General features: G+C 70.7%; 15 protein-coding genes. 5 read left to right on the plus strand and 10 right to left on the minus strand.

The annotated features are described in order from the left end of the window. Positions 1-7: 7 nt before the first annotated feature. Complete coding sequence (locus DFO65_RS09280) at positions 8-976, minus strand: SDR family oxidoreductase (protein ID WP_113904135.1); 969 nt, start codon at positions 974-976, stop codon at positions 8-10. 63 nt (positions 977-1,039) lie between these two features. Here DFO65_RS09280 and DFO65_RS09285 point away from each other — a divergent pair, with 63 nt between their 5' ends. Then, on the plus strand, positions 1,040-2,029 hold the full coding sequence (locus tag DFO65_RS09285) for a helix-turn-helix transcriptional regulator (RefSeq protein ID WP_113904136.1): 990 nt from the start codon (positions 1,040-1,042) through the stop codon (positions 2,027-2,029). On the opposite strand, the gene DFO65_RS09290 is transcribed toward DFO65_RS09285, so the two are convergent. Both DFO65_RS09290 and DFO65_RS09295 read right to left on the minus strand, forming a co-directional pair. Beyond that, positions 2,004-2,744 carry a septal ring lytic transglycosylase RlpA family protein gene (locus tag DFO65_RS09290; RefSeq protein WP_113904137.1) on the minus strand — a complete coding sequence of 247 codons (741 nt, stop codon included), beginning with the start codon at positions 2,742-2,744 and terminating at the stop codon, positions 2,004-2,006. The two genes, DFO65_RS09285 and DFO65_RS09290, sit on opposite strands and share 26 nt — an antisense overlap. A 113-nt stretch (positions 2,745-2,857) precedes the next feature. Further along, positions 2,858-3,175 (minus strand): hypothetical protein, encoded by a 318-nt coding sequence (locus DFO65_RS09295; RefSeq protein WP_113904138.1) that lies wholly within the window; start codon positions 3,173-3,175, stop codon positions 2,858-2,860. Positions 3,176-3,230: 55 nt separating this feature from the next. Between DFO65_RS09295 and DFO65_RS09300 the strand changes: the two genes are divergently transcribed. Both DFO65_RS09300 and DFO65_RS09305 read left to right on the plus strand, forming a co-directional pair. Further along, positions 3,231-3,965 carry a glycerophosphodiester phosphodiesterase family protein gene (locus DFO65_RS09300; protein ID WP_113904139.1) on the plus strand — a complete coding sequence of 245 codons (735 nt, stop codon included), beginning with the start codon at positions 3,231-3,233 and terminating at the stop codon, positions 3,963-3,965. 66 nt (positions 3,966-4,031) lie between these two features. After that, positions 4,032-4,373, plus strand: coding sequence for an RNA polymerase-binding protein RbpA (locus DFO65_RS09305; RefSeq protein WP_113904140.1), 342 nt, complete (start codon positions 4,032-4,034; stop codon positions 4,371-4,373). 60 nt (positions 4,374-4,433) lie between these two features. Here the strand turns inward: DFO65_RS09305 and DFO65_RS09310 are convergent, their stop codons facing one another. Next, complete coding sequence (locus tag DFO65_RS09310) at positions 4,434-5,234, minus strand: polyprenol monophosphomannose synthase (protein WP_113904141.1); 801 nt, start codon at positions 5,232-5,234, stop codon at positions 4,434-4,436. A 260-nt stretch (positions 5,235-5,494) separates the two neighbouring features. Further along, positions 5,495-6,463 (minus strand): metal-dependent hydrolase, encoded by a 969-nt coding sequence (locus tag DFO65_RS09315; protein ID WP_113904142.1) that lies wholly within the window; start codon positions 6,461-6,463, stop codon positions 5,495-5,497. Between the two features lie 77 nt (positions 6,464-6,540). Between DFO65_RS09315 and DFO65_RS09320 the strand changes: the two genes are divergently transcribed. Beyond that, complete coding sequence (locus DFO65_RS09320; protein WP_245940580.1) at positions 6,541-8,220, plus strand: 5'-3' exonuclease H3TH domain-containing protein; 1,680 nt, start codon at positions 6,541-6,543, stop codon at positions 8,218-8,220. Positions 8,221-8,230: 10 nt separating this feature from the next. Beyond that, positions 8,231-10,492 carry an accessory Sec system translocase SecA2 gene (secA2, locus tag DFO65_RS09325; RefSeq protein ID WP_113904144.1) on the plus strand — a complete coding sequence of 754 codons (2,262 nt, stop codon included), beginning with the start codon at positions 8,231-8,233 and terminating at the stop codon, positions 10,490-10,492. A 33-nt stretch (positions 10,493-10,525) separates the two neighbouring features. Here the strand turns inward: secA2 and DFO65_RS09330 are convergent, their stop codons facing one another. Genes DFO65_RS09330 through DFO65_RS09350 form a run of 5 tightly spaced genes read right to left on the minus strand, consistent with a single transcriptional unit; the run spans position 10,526 to position 16,263 of the window. After that, the gene (locus tag DFO65_RS09330) at positions 10,526-13,210 is read right to left on the minus strand and encodes a DEAD/DEAH box helicase (protein WP_113904145.1); all 2,685 of its coding nucleotides are present in this window, start codon (positions 13,208-13,210) and stop codon (positions 10,526-10,528) included. Further along, positions 13,203-14,042 (minus strand): twin-arginine translocase subunit TatC, encoded by an 840-nt coding sequence (gene tatC / locus DFO65_RS09335; protein WP_342766919.1) that lies wholly within the window; start codon positions 14,040-14,042, stop codon positions 13,203-13,205. Before tatC ends, DFO65_RS09330 begins: the two co-directional genes overlap by 8 nt. Continuing rightward, positions 14,039-14,308 carry a Sec-independent protein translocase subunit TatA gene (gene tatA, locus DFO65_RS09340; RefSeq protein WP_113904146.1) on the minus strand — a complete coding sequence of 90 codons (270 nt, stop codon included), beginning with the start codon at positions 14,306-14,308 and terminating at the stop codon, positions 14,039-14,041. Before tatA ends, tatC begins: the two co-directional genes overlap by 4 nt. Before the next feature lie 37 nt (positions 14,309-14,345). After that, positions 14,346-15,257 carry a helix-turn-helix transcriptional regulator gene (locus DFO65_RS09345; protein ID WP_113904147.1) on the minus strand — a complete coding sequence of 304 codons (912 nt, stop codon included), beginning with the start codon at positions 15,255-15,257 and terminating at the stop codon, positions 14,346-14,348. Then, on the minus strand, positions 15,241-16,263 hold the full coding sequence (locus tag DFO65_RS09350) for a helix-turn-helix transcriptional regulator (protein WP_245940582.1): 1,023 nt from the start codon (positions 16,261-16,263) through the stop codon (positions 15,241-15,243). Before DFO65_RS09350 ends, DFO65_RS09345 begins: the two co-directional genes overlap by 17 nt. Positions 16,264-16,277 lie beyond the last annotated feature (14 nt).

The following is a 16,277-nucleotide window of genomic DNA, read 5'->3' on the forward strand; positions in this document are numbered from 1 at the left end:
CCGACGGTCACCGGAACGCCTCCGGATCGGCTCTCCCGTGCTTCTCCTTCGCGGCGATGTAGCCCCAGCTGTCCGGTCGTGAGCCGTCGGTGTCGGAGAACCCGTAGTGGCGTGCCAGCGCGAAGGTGCTCACCGTCCGGGTGGTGAATCGGCCACGGTCGGGGTCGGCGGCGAGCGCCGTGACGGCGCGGCCGAGCAGGTGGGGGCTCTCGGAGATCGCGAAGTCCGCGGGAGGCAGGTCGCGGTCGGCGTCGAGGGAGTCGGCCCACCAGGTCTCCTCGGTGGTGGAGAAGGCCTCGAGCATGAGCTCCGACCGCAGCCAGCCGGGCGTGATCGCGACGGCGGTGGCCCCGGCCGCGCGCAGCTCGTGCCCGAGTCCGAATGCGAAGCGGCTCACCGCCGTCTTCGTCAGGTCGAGCCATACGCTGTCGCGGAAGTGGGTGCCGTTGTACTCCTCGGTCCCGTCGGTGATGTCGACGACGAGACCGCCCGGCCTGCGGGTGAGCAGCGGCAGCGCGGCGTGCGCGGTGATGACGTGGGTGATGAGGCCGGTGCGAAGCTGACGCATCCCGGCCTCGAGGTCGCGCTGCCAGAACGACTCGCCCCGGCTCATGTAGGCCTCTCCCCCGATGTCGTCGACGAGGATGTCGAGGCGGCCGTGGACGGCGTCGATCCGCTCGACGAGGGCGCGCACCTGGTCGGGGTCGAGATGATCGCAGACGTGCGCCTCGGCCCGCCCGCCGTGCTCGGCGATGAGGGCGAGGGTGCCGTCGAGGGTCTCGGGCCGCCCGTAGTCCGAGGGCCGCCCGGCGGTCGACCGTCCCGTGCACCAGACGTGGGCCCCGGCCCTCGCCAGCGACACGGCGATGGCTCGACCCGCTCCGCGAGTGGCGCCGGCGACGAGGGCGACCCGTCCGGCCAGGGCCCTCTGCTCGAAGGGAGGGAATGGATGCTCACTGATCGTGTTCGTCGTCATGGGGCCAGTCTGCGCGCCCATGACTGACAGCCTGTGTCAGCGGTGGTGGATATTCTCGGGAGGATGAAGGCAGCGCGGTTGGTGTCCGAGATCGTCATCCTCTCCGCCCGCTCGGCCCCGATCACCGCGGCGCAGCTGGCGCAGCGGCTCGAGGTCGACCGGCGCACGATCTACCGGGATCTCGTCGACCTCTCTCGCATGGGCGTCCCGATCATCGCCGAGTCGGGGCCCGGCGGCGGGATCTCGCTGCTCGGCACCTGGACCTCTCCCCTGTCCGGACTCACGAGGGACGAACTCGACTCGGTGCTCATCGGCTCCCTCGCGGCGACGGAGCTCGGGCTCTCCCGGGAGCTCGCGACGGCACGGTCGAAGATCCTCGCCGAGGCGGATGCCCGGCTCGCCGGACGCATCCTCGTCGACGGGCCGGATTGGTTCATGACGAGCGAGCGTCCGCGCGCGCTGTCGACGATCGTCACCGCGCTGCGCAGCGGTCGGGGGCTGCGCCTGCGCTACCACGGTTCACGCGGCCCGCGGGAGCGCTCGCTCATCCCCCTGGGGCTGGTCGTCAAGGCGGGGCGCTGGTATCTCGTCGGCCAGCCGCCGGGAGGGCGCCCGCGCACCTACCGGGTCTCGCGCATCGAGTCGGTGGTCGAACGGTTCGTCTCGGTGAGTCCGCCGCCGGGGCTGAGCCTCGACGAGGTGTGGCGGCGATCGCAGGTCGACTTCGAGCGCGCGATCCGCACTCGCACGGCACTCCTGCGGCTGCCGGTCACGAGCCTCGAGGACCTGCGCCGCGCGTTTCCCGGGCGGGTCACCGAGGAGGCGCTCGACGCGGCGAGGACGGGCCGGCAGACGGTCGACGTCGAGCTGCCGGTCGAGGCCGACGAGATCGCCGTCGCCGGCCTGCTCACGGTCGATGGGGTCGAAGTGCTCGCACCTCGCAGCCTCCGCGCGCTCCTGGCGCGCCGGGCCGGAGAGCTGGCGCGGCGCAATGCTCAGGTGCCGGCCGGGGAGCAGCAGGAACGGCTCAGAGGATCGTGTAGCTGCCGGTGATCTGTCCGGCGCCGACTCCGCCGACGGCCTCCATCGCGGCCTTCGAGAGATCGAAGCAGCGGTCCCCGTGGTAGGGGCCGCGGTCGTTGATGCGCACGGTGACGGACTTCCCATTGGCCTGGTTGGTGATCTTCACCTTCGTGCCGAAGGGCAGGGTCTTGTGGGCGGCCGTGAGCTTGTTCGTGTCGAACGTCTCGCCGTTCGCGGTCTTCCGACCGTCGAAGCCGTCTCCCCCGCCGTAGTAGGACATCGGGCACGAGCCGTCCTGCCCGGCCGCCTTGCCGGAACCGCCGGACCCGCCGGACTTCGCGTCGCCGCTCGCCTTGGCCGTCGAGGTGGTCCGCGGCTTCGGAGCCTCCGTCCGGACCTCGATCGACACCTCGGCGGGCTTCGCCTTCGCCTGCTCCTTCGCCTTCTCGAGCGTCTCGTCCGTGACCTCAGCGGCCTCGTTCTCGACGACGACGGGCGCCGCGGTCACCACCTGGGCTCCCCGGTCCGTCTGCTCGGGCATGATCGCGAGGCTCGAGGCGACCACGGCGGCGGTGGCGGCCGTCGGCACCACGAACGCGGAGAGGACGGGACGCGATCGGACGGAGGCGAGGACGCCGCTCGCGGAGCGCTGGTCGGCCGAATGGCGGCCGGACCTCGCCCGCGGTCGCAGTGCGGCGACCAGGGAGCGCAGCGTGTTCGGCGAGGATGCAGAGTGTTTGCCCACAGTCGAGACTCCAAGTTATCGGATCGTTACCTGGAGTCAGTGTAGTTAAGAAACTGTTACATTCACAACTCGACCCGCACCCTCGTGGGTGCGGGTCGGCGGGGTCCTCGGCCTCAGCGGCGCCGGAACAGCTTCCGGGCGCCCTGTGCGCCCGAGCTCACCGTGTGCTGCGCCTTCGCGAACACCCGGTCGACCTTGCCGGTGCGCACGGCGTCGTCGATCGCATGGGAGGCTCGCCCGAGCAGTTCGTTGACCTTCGTCTCGGTCGACTCGATGAGCCGCGAGCCGGAGGCGGCCCGGCGCACGCTCTGGGCGCTCGTGCTCGCCGCCGAGTAGGCGCGGTTCGCCGCGGAGCGGACTCGATCCTGCGGGGTGCGGGCGGTGGAATCGATGACGTAATCGGGCTCGATCGGCTCTTGTCGTGGGCTCATTCCTCTATCGTCATCGACCTCGCCGGGCTGGTCAACAGCATCCTAGGATTGGACCATGAATTCCCAGGCAGAGGTCATCGCCCACCGGGGCGGCCGGTGGCCGGGGATGAGCGAGAACACCGCCGAGGCGTTCGCCGCCGCGGCGTCCGCGGGCGTCGAGTGGATGGAGACCGACGTCCACGCCTCCGCCGACGGGGTGCTCTTCGCCGCCCACGACGAGGACCTCGCGCGGATCGCCGGACGACCGCAGCGCATCGGCGAACTCACCGCCGACGAGCTCGACACCATCGACCTCGTCGGCGGCGGACGCCTGCCGCGCATGGCCGAGCTCTTCTCCGCGCTGCCTGACGCGCGGTGGAACATCGACGTCAAGTCCGCCCGCAGCATCCCGGCGACCGTCCGCACGATCCGGAGAGCGGGCGCCGAGGAGCGGGTGCGCCTGGCCTCCTTCCACTCCTCGACGCTGCGCCGGCTGCGGGAGGCGCTGCCGGGCACCGCCACCTCGGCGGGGACCGGCGAGGCCGTGGCCTGCGTCGCGGCGCTCCTCTCCGGCCTCCCGGCGCACCCGCCCGCGGACCTCGACGCCCTCCAGCTGCCGCTGCGGGTGCGCGGAGTCCGGGTCATCACCCCCCGCCTCGTCGCCCGAGCCCACGCCCGAGGTCTGCTCGTCCACGTCTGGACGGTCAACGACCCCGCGGACATGCGCCGCCTCCTCGCCGTCGGGGTCGACGGGATCGTCACCGACGAGGTCGCGCTGGCGCTGTCGGTCCTGCGCGCGTCGGGGGAATAAGGGGAGGCGATAGACTGTTCCCTCGAAGCAGAGGTCGGCAGTCCAATCGGAAGGTGACGAAGAAGTATGAGTGAACGCAGTCTCCGCGGCACACAGTTGGGCTCACGCAGCCTCGAGTCGGAAGAGGGTGTCGAGCCCGCACCGCGGCAGATGGTCGAGTTCGAATGCGAGGACGGCACCCGATTCAAGGTTCCGTTCTCCATCGAGGCCGAGGTTCCCTCGACCTGGGATTCGGGCAAGCACGGCATCGGTGTCCGCGTCGGCGTCAACGAACCCGACGGCGAACCCGAGAAGCATGTGCGCTCGCACTGGGACATGCTGCTCGAACGTCGCTCCTTCGAGGAGCTCCAGGTCCTCCTCGACGAACGGCTGGCCATCCGCCGGGGAGAGGCGCCGGCGCAGAGCTGAGACCGCCTCCCACCGGGGAGTCAGGGCGGGCGGGGTGCGCAGCGCACCCCGCCCGCCCTCTCATTTCGCCTCGGCGCCGTGCTCCCGGGTCGTCTGGTGACCCGACCGGCGCGCGGCGACGACGCTCAGCGCCCTGCGCACCTGGCGACCGCGGCGGGACAGTCCCCACGCGGCGACCCTCGTGAAGGCCTCGGAGATGATCGAGGAGCTCATCTTCGACTCCCCGAGTTCCCGTTCGACGAAGACGATGGGCACCTCGGCGACCCGGAAGCCGGCCTCGACCGTGCGATACGTCATGTCGATCTGGAAGCAGTAGCCCTGGGACTCGACGCCGGAGAGGTCGAGGGATTCGAGGACCTCGCGGCGGTAGGCGCGGAAGCCGGCGGTCGCGTCCCTGACCCCCAGCCCCATGACGGTGTCGACGTAGATGTTGGCGCCGCGGGAGAGGAGGAAGCGGGAGCGCGGCCAGTTGACGATCGCGCCGCCGCGCGTCCAGCGCGAGCCGATGACGAGATCGGCGTCGTCGCCGCGGGCGACCTCGAGGAGCCGGCCGAGGTCGACGGGCCGGTGGGAGCCGTCGGCGTCGAACTCGCAGATGATGTCGTAGTCGCGCTCGAGCGCCCAGGCGAACCCGGCGATGTAGGCCATGCCCAGTCCGGCCTTCTCGCTGCGATGGAGGACGTGGATCCGGGGGTCGCGGGCCGCCTGCTCGTCGACCCAGTCCCCCGTGCCGTCCGGCGAGCCGTCGTCGACGACGAGGACCTCGACCTCGGGGCGATGCTCGAACAGCGCGGACAGGGTGACGGGAAGGGCGAGACGTTCGTTGTACGTCGGGATGACCACCAGAATCTTCGGAACCACGGCCCCCACCCTACGCCCGCGGCGCGGAGAACAGTGAGCCGACACCCCCGCCTTCGGGCCACGTTGTGCAACGAGTTGTCTAGTGACGGGGGTGCCGGCTCCACTCCGCGTCGAGCGGAATGTCAGACTCGAATCTACTGGCTGGTTCGATCTTTGCAAAATCTCTCTGACCAGGGAATTCGCTCGAATCCGCTGGTCAGACGCGCCAGGGGCCGCCACAGAGAATTCTCGGCCCTCGGCGTGTCGGCTTGAGTTTCGTCTCAGCCGAGTGCCACGCGCCGGGGCAGGGGCACGTCGGAGGCGAGCTCCGGCAGTCCCGGAGTGCCCGCACGGGGATCGGTGCTCCACGCCGCGACCCGCGGATCCGCGACCTGGACGACGAGGCGCTCGACCTGCCACCGGACGATGTCGGCACGGGCGCCCGGGGCGAGGACCCCTCCCTCGGGGTCGCCCGCCGCCCGGTGGGCGAAGCGGGTGGCGGCGTTGAACGCCGCTCGCGCCGAGATCCCGTTCTCACCGATGACCGCATCGCGCACCGCGGCCCAGGGGGACGGGTGGGAGTGCGCCCAGGACACCTGCGCGCCGGCGGCGAGCAGCTGCGCGAGCGGCTGGGGACGGGCGGGGTCGATCGTGATCGCCACGCCCGCGCGGCCGAGGTCTCCGGCGAGCTCCTCGGGGACGTCGAGGTCGAGGAGGAGGCGGTAGCCGTGGCGCTGGGCCACCACGGCGTCGGCCCGCAGGCGCTCGAGCACGGCGCGCAGCTCGGACTCGGACGACACTCCCAGGTAGACGCCGATGTCCGGGATCCGCTCGAGGCGGAGGAGCTCCTCGGCGGTCATCGACACTCCGGCCGCCGCCGCTCCCCCGAGATCCGGCGCCGCAGGCGGGGCTCCGCCGAGGTCGGCGGGCCGGGCACGGGGATACCCGACGACGGTGAGTCCCTCGGGCGCGCGAGCCGCGAACCGCGACACCGCCTCGGCGGCGCCGAGCGCGTGGACGTGCGTGAACCCCTGGGCGGCGAGCTCCTCCGGATCCGGTGCGCCGGCGGCGAGGACGAGCCCGGCATGGACGAATCCCGGGGTCAGGAGGTCGCCGTCGAGATCCTCGGCGTCCGGGTCGAGGGCCAGGGCTGCCTCGTCGGATCCGATGAACGTCACGCGCCCCGCGGTCGTGCCCAGCGCCGTCGCGAACGGATCGGCGCTGCTGTAAACATCTCCACCACAGTACATAGTCACAGCGGACACAGTACACGGACGCCTGCGGCGCTCCAGCAGTCGCGTCAGGTGCGTCCGGTATCGTCTCGGGTGTGAAGCCATTGGTTCTGATCGACACTCCGGCCCTGTACTACCGTGCGTTCTACTCGGTGCCCGACTCGATCGTCAACGACGACAAGATGCCGGTCAACGCCGTCCGCGGCGTCCTCGACGCGATCGCCGCGATGATCCGCCGCCTCGACTCCGACCGGGTCGTGGCGACGATGGACGCCGATTGGCGTCCGGAGTTCCGCACCGCGATCATGCCCGAGTACAAGGCGGCGCGGGTCCGCGACGAGGCGGCGGGGACGGAGATCCCCGAGCTGCTCGCCGCCCAGCTGCCGCTGCTGCGGCGCGTGCTCGCCGCGGCGGGCATCCCCATCGCCGAGGTGGCCGGGACGGAGGCCGACGACGTCATCGCGACGATGGCCGCCGAGTCCCGGACCCCGGTGGTCATCGTCTCTCCCGATCGCGATCTGCTCGCCCTCCTCGACGCCGAGCGCGACGTGCGCGTGCTGCGACCCCGCAAGGGCGGCGAATGGGAGGAGATCACCGCTGCGGATCTGCCCGCGCTGTACGGGGTGCCCGACGGCACCCGCTACCGGGAGCTCGCGGCGCTGCGCGGGGATCCCTCGGACGGACTGCCGGGCGCCCCGGGGATCGGGGAGAAGACCGCGGCGACCCTGCTGGAGAGCTTCGGCTCCCTCGACTCCGTGCTGCGCGCCGCGAAGGCCGGGGTGAAGACGGGCGGACTGAGCCCGAAGCGCGCGCAGACCCTCATCGAGCACGAGGACGCCCTCGTCAGCACCGTGCGCGTGATGACCTGCCTGACCGACGTCGACCACGGCATCGACCTCGGGACGGTCCCCTCCTCCCCCGACCGCCGGGCCGTCGAGGAGGCCGCCGTGGGCCAGAACATCGCCCGCTCCGTGCGATCCCTCCTCGACGCCCTCTCCGAGCAGCGTCCCGCGGCGCCCTCGGCCCTCGCCGCGCCCGCCGTGCCCTCGGTGTCGGCTCCCCTGCCCTGGTCGCAGTGCCGCCTCGTCGGCTTCGACCTGGAGACGACGGGAGTCGACCCCGCGACGGCGCGGATCGTCACCGCCGCGATCGTCGAATCCGCCGCCGAGGTCCGCACCTGGCTCGCCGACCCCGGCATCGAGATCCCCGAATCCGCGCGCGCCGTCCACGGCATCACCACCGAGTACGCGGCGGCCAACGGGCGCCCCGCGGCCGAGGTCGTCGCCGACCTGTGCTCCGTCCTCGCGGGGCTCCGCGCCGAGGGCGGGGTCCTCGTCGGGCACAACATCGTCTACGACCTCAGCGTGCTCGCCGCCGAGGTGCGCAGGCACCACCCGCACGTCGACCTCGCCGCGCTCCTGCCCGCCGTCGTCGACACCTACGTCCTCGACCGCCAGGTCGAACCCCGCCGGCGCGGCAAGCGCACGCTGACCCAGACGGCGCTGCGCTGGAACGTCGAGCTGCTCGACGCCCACGACGCCGCCGCCGATGCACTCGCCGCCCTGGAGATCGCCCGTGCCCTGGCCCTGAGCTCTCTCGACATCGCCGCGCTGACCTGCGCCGAGATCATGACCGCTCAGGGCGGTTGGAAGCGGGCGCAGGCGGAGGACCTGCAGTCCTGGCTGCGCCGCAATCGCGACCCGCTGGCGGTCGTCGACGCGTCCTGGCCGATGGCGACGGACGTTAGAATCGGTTCCGATCACGACAACCTCTAGAAGGACGACAATGGGATTCCTCGCTCGACTGCTCAACCGCCCCGGTGCCCAGGCCGAGAGGACGACCGGCTGGTTCGACCGCGCCGCGGACGAGATCGAGACGGCGGCGCGGGAGTTCGCGGACCTCGACGACGCGCGGCTGCGCGAGGAGGCCGGAGACGTCTTCGCCTCGGGGACGGCCAAGGAGAACCTCGTCCGGTTCTGCGCGCTGGCCCGGGAGGTCTCCGCCCGCGCTCTCGACGAGCGGGCCTACGACACCCAGCTCAAGGGCCTCGTCGGCCTCCTCACGGCCAATGTCGTCCAGATGGCCACCGGTGAGGGCAAGACCCTGGTCGGAGCGTTGGCCGCCGCCGGCTACGCCCTGCAGGGACGTCGGGTCCACGTCGTCAGCGTCAACGACTACCTCGCCGTGCGCGACCGCACGTGGATGAAGCCGGTCTTCGACCTCATGGGGGTGACATCGGCCGCGATCTCGGGTTCACTGAGCGAGGAGGACCGCCGTGAGGCCTACCGCGCCGAGGTCGTCTACGCCTCGGTCACCGAGGTCGGCTTCGACGTGCTGCGCGACCGCTTCGTCACCGACGACGCCGAGATCCGCGTGCCCGAACGCGACGTCGTCATCGTCGACGAGGCGGACTCGGTGCTCATCGACGAAGCGCGCGTGCCCCTCGTCCTCGCCGGTTCGGCGAGCATCGAGGACGCGGACGAGCGGATCGCGGCTCTCGTCGAGGCCCTCACACCGGGGGTCGACTACGAGATCAGCCCCGACCACCGGGCCGTGTCCCTCACCGACGCGGGCACTTCGGCGGTCGAGGCCGAACTCGGCGTCGACCTCTACGGCGAGGACTCGAGCACCCTGGCCGCGGTCAACCTCGCCCTCTACGCGAAGACGCTCGTGCACCGCGACGTCGACTACCTCGTCTCCGAAGGACGCATCAAGCTCATCTCCGCCTCCCGCGGGCGCGTCGCCGAGCTCCAGCGCTGGCCCGACGGCCTCCAGGCCGCCGTCGAGGCGAAGGAGAAGGTGACGACGACCGAGAGCGGGGAGATCCTCGATCAGATGACCGTCGAGGAGCTCGTCCACGGCTATGCCACGGTGTGCGGGATGACCGGAACGGCCCTGGCCGTCGGCGACGACCTGCGGGAGTTCTACGACCTCGAGATCGTGCCGGTCGACACCCATCTGCCGGTCGTGCGCATCGACGAGCCCGACCGCCTCTACACCTATCAGGAGTCGAAGGAGCGGGCGATCGTCGAGGAGACCGCCGACAACCATGCGAAGGGCCGCCCGGTGCTCATCGGCACCTCCTCGGTGGCCGAGAGCGAGTCCCTGGCCGCCCGCCTCGTCGACCGCGGCATCGACGTCAGCGTCCTCAACGCCAAGGACGACTCGGCCGAGGCCGAGATCATCGCCGCCGCCGGACGCCCCGGCGCCGTCACCGTCTCGACGCAGATGGCCGGGCGCGGCACCGACATCCGCCTCGCCGGCGACGAGGTCGCCGAGGCCGGCGGTCTGCTCGTCATCGGAGCCGGACGGTACCTGTCCTCCCGCCTCGACGACCAGCTGCGCGGTCGCGCGGGCCGCCAGGGGGACCCGGGCACCTCCGTGTTCTTCACCAGCCTCGAGGACGAGCTGGTCACCCGGGTGCCGGAGATCCAGCGGTTCGTCTCGGAGGGCGACGAGACGGGACGGATCGAGTCGAAGCGCGCCCTCCAGCTCGTCGAGCACGCGCAGCGGATCGCCGAGGGAGAGAACACGGCCCTGCACCGCGACACGTGGCGGTTCAACGAGCTCATGGCCAAGCAGCGCGAGCTCGTGCTCGAGCGGCGCCGGCGGCTGCGCACCGAGAACGACGGAGTCGACGAGCTGCGCGAGCGCCTCGGCGACACCGCCCGTGAGCTCGACGAGAAGCACTCGAGCGAACTCGTCGACAGGACGCTCGTCGAGGTCATGCTCTTCCACCTCGATGCCCGCTGGGTCGATCACCTCGCGTTCCTCAACGACCTGCGCGAAGGCATCCACCTGCGCACCTTCGCCCGCGAGAAGCCGCACGAGGCGTTCAACACCGAGTCGATCCGGGTGTTCTCCACCTTCTGGACCGACGTCCTCGACGATTCCCGGACGACCGTCGAGGAGGCGGAGTTCACCGCGTCCGGCATCGACCTCGCCTCCCATGGCCTCAAGCGCCCCTCCTCGACGTGGACCTACCTGACGACGGAGAGCGCGTTCGGCTCCGACATCGAGAACATCGTCAAGAAGATCCGACGCTGAGGCACCCCCCGACCGAGCACGGCGCGGCGGGTCTCAGTCGGCGACGACGCCGCGGCGGATCGCCTCGATGGTCCGCCGGATGCGCACCTCGACCTCGGGCTCGACGACCTCGGCGACCTGGCCGAGGAGATCGAGGCTCTGCTTCGCCCACCGGACGAAGTCGCCGGCGGCGATGTCGGTCCCGCGCAGGGTCTCCGCGAGGCTCTTGCCCTCGGTCCAGCGGTACATCGGCTTGAACAGGCCCCGATCCGGTTCGGGGGTCGTGCCCAGTGCGTGCTGCTCCTCGAGCAGGAAGAGGTTGCGCCAGATCGCCACCGCCTCGTCACCGGCCGCCTTGAGATCCCGGCTCGGCGCCCGCTCGGAGCGCAGCGGATCCCCGCCCCGGGACTGGTAGACGAAACAGGAGGAGAAAGCGGCGAGCTCGGGCTCGACGAGCGAGTCCCAGAGGCCGGCGCGCACCGTCAGGGCCACGAGGAGATCGCGTTCGCCGTAGATGCGCCGGAGCATCCCGGAGTCGTCGGGCAGGAAGCCGAGGATGCGCAGCACTTCCTGGACGCGTTCGAACACGAGCGCGATCGACGTCGTCCGGCCCTCGATGCGCGAGATCAGGGAGCTGTTCTCCTTGACCAGCTTCGCGGCGCGGTTGGCCCACCGGGCGTGGATCTCTCGGTCCGGGCAGTCGTGGCAGGGGTGGGTGCGCAGCCGACGATCGAGTTCGGCGACCTTCCGGCTGATCCCGGCCCTCTCCTCGGGACCCTCCCATTGCGCGTGCCAATCGACCTTGCCCTCGCTCTTGGCCTCGGCGAGGATCGCGAGCAGGGTGCGCCGGTCCCCGGCCTGCCGATGGTTGAACTTCTTCGGCACCCGGATCCGGCCCATCGAGGCCACCGGAGCGTCGACCTCGTGAGGTCGCAGGTGCCACACCTTCCCGGTCTCGGTGAGCACGGTGGGCAGTCGGGAGACGCCGTCGCGGCTGCTCATCGGCGCGATGATGACCGCGGTGCCCTCCACCCGACGGGCCGGAAGGGTGATGACGTCGCCGACGCGCAGGGCCGACAGCGATTCGATCGTCTCGCGCTGCCGGTTGCGCTTCCGGACCGTGGTCTCCTGCTTCTGGGTCTCGGAGATCTCCTGGCGCAGCCGGGCGTACTCGGCGAAGTCGCCGAGCTCGCACTGCATCGACTTCTCGTAGGCGGCGATCGTCGCCTCGTTCTTGCGGACCTTCCGGGCCAGGCCGACGACGGCCTTGTCGGCCTGGAACTGCGCGAACGACGTCTCGAGGACCTTCGCCGCCTCGTCCGAGCCCATCCGGGAGAGCAGGTTCGCGGTCATGTTGTACGTCGGTCCGAAGGCCGAGTTGAGGGCGTAGGAGCGGTTCGAGGCGAGGGCGGCGAGCTCGCTGACCTCGAAGCTCGGGTGCCAGACGACGACCGCGTGACCGATGCGGTCGATCCCGCGCCGACCGGCGCGGCCCGTCAGCTGGGTGTACTCCCCCGGGGTGATCGAGACGTGGGCCTCGCCGTTGAACTTGACGAGCTTCTCGAGCACCACGGTGCGCGCGGGCATGTTGATGCCCAGGGCCAGGGTCTCGGTGGCGAAGACGACCTTGATGATCCCCGCGGAGAACAGCTCCTCGACGAGTTCCTTGAACTGCGGGATCATGCCCGCGTGGTGGGCCGCGACGCCCAGCATCAGACCCTCGCTGAAGGAGTGGAAGCCGAGGATCCCGAGATCGTCGCCGGAGAGCTCGTCACGCAGCTCCTCCAGGCGGCGGGCGACGATGACCTTCTCGTCCTTCGAGGTGAGGTCGGCGCCGGTCGACAGGTACTGCTCGACCGCCTCGTCGCAGCCGTTGCGGGAGAAGATGAACATGATCGCCGGAAGCATCCCCGATTCGGCCAGGGACGCGACGACCTGGGTCCGGGCGGGCCGGCGGAAGCGCGCCCGCTGGCCGCGATCGCGCTTCGACCGCGGACCGCCGTAGGTGCGCGTCGCATGCCCGAGGGCGGGATCGATCCGGTCCGAGTCGTGCTGCGTGAACAGGTCGTACATCCGGTGCCCGACGAGCACGTGGTTGACCAGCGGCACCGGCCGGTGGTCGGTCGAGATCACGGTGGTCGGGCCGCGCACCTCGCGCAGCCAGGCGCCGAACTCCTCGACGTTCGACACCGTCGCGGACAGGGACACCACCTGCACCCGGTCGGGCAGGTGGATGATGACCTCCTCCCAGACGGGGCCGCGGAACCGGTCGGCGAGGTAGTGGACCTCGTCGAGGACGACGAATCCGAGGTCGTGCAGCCCGGACAGGTCGTTGTAGAGCATGTTGCGCAGGACCTCGGTCGTCATCACGATGATCGGGGCATCGCGCCGGATCGACGTGTCCCCGGTGAGCAGACCGACAGCGTCCTGCCCATGGACGGCCATGAGGTCGTTGAACTTCTGATTGCTCAGCGCCTTGATCGGGGTCGTGTAGAAGACCCGGCGTCCCTCGGCCATCGCGAGTTCGACGGCGAACTCCGCGATGAGGGTCTTCCCGGCCCCGGTCGGAGCGGTGACGAGGACGTCCTTGCCCTCCTGGAGCTCACGGCACGCCTCGAGCTGGAAGTCGTCGAGCTCGAAGCCCATCCGGGCCCGGAAGGCCCCCAACGGGGTCACCGCCTCCTCGGCGCGGGAGCGGTAGCGGGCATAGGCCGCGGAGGGGCTCAGGGGTTCAGTCATCGTCGTCCAGCTTCTCCAGTTCCTGCTCGTCGACCCAGAGTCCCTGGGCGATGAGCCTCTTCTTCCGTCTCCGGTCGGCCAGCACGCACACGCCCCAGGCCAGGGTGAACAGCGTGAGCATGGGGATGACGAGGAAGAACATCGACATCGCATCCGGGGTGGGGGTGGCGATGGCGGCGAACACGAAGACGATGAGCACGATGACGCGCCACGACCTGCGGATCGTCGCCGCCGACAGGATCCCCATGAGGTTGAGTCCGACCATGAGGACGGGGAGCACGAACGCCAGGCCGAAGACGACGATGATGATCATCACGAACGTCAGGTAGTCCTGGGCCGGGATGATGTTCGCCGCCCCCTCCGGGGTGAACGACGTCAGGGCCTTGACGGCGTTGGGCAGGGCGAAGAACGCCATCGTCGAGCCGGCGAGGAACAGCGGGATCGCGGCGGCGAGGAACCCGACCGAGTAGCGCTTCTCCTTCTTCGTCAGCCCCGGCATGACGAACGCCCACACCTCGTAGAGCCAGATCGGACACGAGATGAAGATGCCGATGAAGAACGAGAGCTTGATCTTCATGTCGAACGGCGAGGCGACGCCGGCGAAGTTGATCTGGGCGTTGCGCCCGGTGGTCGCGTTGATCGTCCTCACCGGGGCCTGGAGGATGTCGAGGACGGGATCGTAGAGGAACCAGCCCACGACGGCCCCGAGCACGATCGCGAGGACCGAGATGAGGACCCGGTTGCGCAGTTCGATGAGGTGCCCGAGGACGGGCATCTTCCTCTCGGGGTTCTTCTTCCTGCCTGCCGGCTTCCGGTCGCTGTGCTCCTTCACTTCCCGTGCGTCTGCGGGTCCTGCTTCTCATCGGCGCTGCGCGTGGCCCCGCCGGTGGTCGGGCGCGGCTCATCGCCGGTCCCGGAGTTGAGTTCGCCCGGTTCGGTGGACTTCGGCTCGTCGTCGCGCAGGTCCTTGACCTCCGATTTGAAGATCTTCAGGGACTGGCCGAGGCTGCGGGCGAGCATCGGCAGCTTCGGGGCTCCGAAGATGAGGACGATGACGGCGACGACGATGAGGATGTGGGGCAGGCTGACGTGACCCATGAGGGCGGCTCCTTCGGTAGAACGTGCATTGTCGATTCTACGCCGTGCGGCTGGGCCTTTCATCATCGAGGCGCTCGAGCGCGGCGGCGACGGCCTCGGAGTCGTCGATCTCGGCGACGACATCCGCATGGCAGAGGAGGAACCGGCTGAGCCAGTCGACCGAATGGACGAGCATCCTGATGCGCACGCTGCCGTCCCCGTTCGCCGCGTACTCGCGCTCGAGCACCTCGAGCTCATCGGCGAGCCATGCGCCCTCGGCCGTCAGCCGCATCGTCACCTCGCGGCTCGTCGACACCGCCGAGGCGGCCGAGAGCGGCGGATGGGCCGCGGGCCTGACGTCGCGGATCTTGCTCAGGGCGAACCGGCGCGGGGCCTGCACCTCGTAGCACCAGGCGTCGAGGTACCAGTCGGCCCCCGGGACGAGTCGGTGCGGGGCGATGACGCGCGACGTCAGCTCGTCGCGGGAGGCGACGTAGTAGTCGATCCCCACGGCCGCCTGAGCCGCGATCGCGGTGCGGAGGAACTCCATGAGCTCCTCGTCGGCCGGCAGCGGGGACACCTCGACGGGACGGCGGAGGTTCTCCCCGGCCGCCTGCCGCAGCTTGGTCGCCGCGGTGCGCACCGCCTCGGCGTCGAGGCCCTCGGTGAGGTCGATGAGGTCGAGGGCGAGGACGAGGACTCCGGCCTCCTCGGCGCTCAGGCGCACGGGCACCGAGACCTCCTCGGCGTTGGAGATGTGGATCTTCCCGCCCTCCCACGACGCGTCGATGAGATCGTCGGGCATGTGCCCGGGGCGGCCGGTGACGAAGAGGAGCTGGAGGTCGTCGATGAGGGTCTCGGCGTCGACGCCGAAGTACTCGGCGGTCTCCTCGAGGTCCGCCCCGGGGTGGGCGTCGAGGTAGGGCACGAGGCTGAGCAGGCGGGTCAGCCGCTCACGCGCTGAGGACATCGCGGCCTCCCAGCCGGTGGAGGGATTCGACGATGACGGACCGGCGCCGGTCGACGGCGGTGCGCAGCTCCTCGGGTCCGACGACCTCGACGGCGCTGCCGTAGCCGACGATCTCGGCGGCGAGCGCCTGGGCGTCGCTGTACTCGACGACGATCGTCTCCCCCTCCGCCCTGACCTGACGACGGCGCAGCGGATCGGCCCGGTGCGCGCGCAGCCGCAGTCGCGCCTCGGCGACGACGGCCATCTCCGAGCTCGACCCGAGCGTGAGGTGGGGGGCGAAGTCCGCCGGGATCTCGTAGTCGCCGGGCTCCCGCCCGCCGAGCTTGCCGAGCTTCCCCTCGATGCGGCTGAGCCGGAACGTCCGCTGCGCCTGCCGGTCGAGGTCGTGGCCGATGAGGTAGACGCGGTCGCCGCGGCTGAGCAGGGCGTAGGGTTCGAGCCTGACCTTGCGCGGCCGGCGGCCCGGTTTGTGGTACCGGAAGGTGATCGCCTCGCGGGCGTTGACGTGGCGCAGGGCGGTCGCGAAGTTCGCGCTCGAGAGCCTGCTCGATGCCAGGGCCCGGTCCCCGTCGACCGGGTTCGGGGCCGCCTCGACGAGGTCGATGCCGAGCCCCCGCAGCTTCGTCAGGGCCTGGCCCACGCTCTCCCCCAGCTCGGTGTTCGACCAGAACTGCGCGGCGACGGCGACGGCCGCGGCCTCGGCCGGGGTGAGGTCGACGTCGCCCATCGCGTAGTCGTCGGCGGAGATCCGGTAGCCCGTCTCCCCCTCGTCGCCGTAGGCGTCGTGCTCCGCGCGGGTCGCGATCGAGATGCCCATCTGGCGCAGGAGCTCCTTGTCACGGGAGAACTTCCGGTCGAACGCCGCCTCGTCGAGGCCCGCGTAGCCGTCGATGACCCGCATCAGGGTCCGTCTCGAGACCCACCCGCGCGCGGAGCGCAGGGCGATGAGCAGGTTCATCAGACGTTCCGTCTGCTGCCGCTGTCTGCTGGGGCGAGGAGTGTTCACGATTCCACCGTAGC

It is taken from the genome of Brevibacterium sanguinis, from assembly GCF_003315415.1.
Classification (GTDB): domain Bacteria; phylum Actinomycetota; class Actinomycetes; order Actinomycetales; family Brevibacteriaceae; genus Brevibacterium; species Brevibacterium celere_A.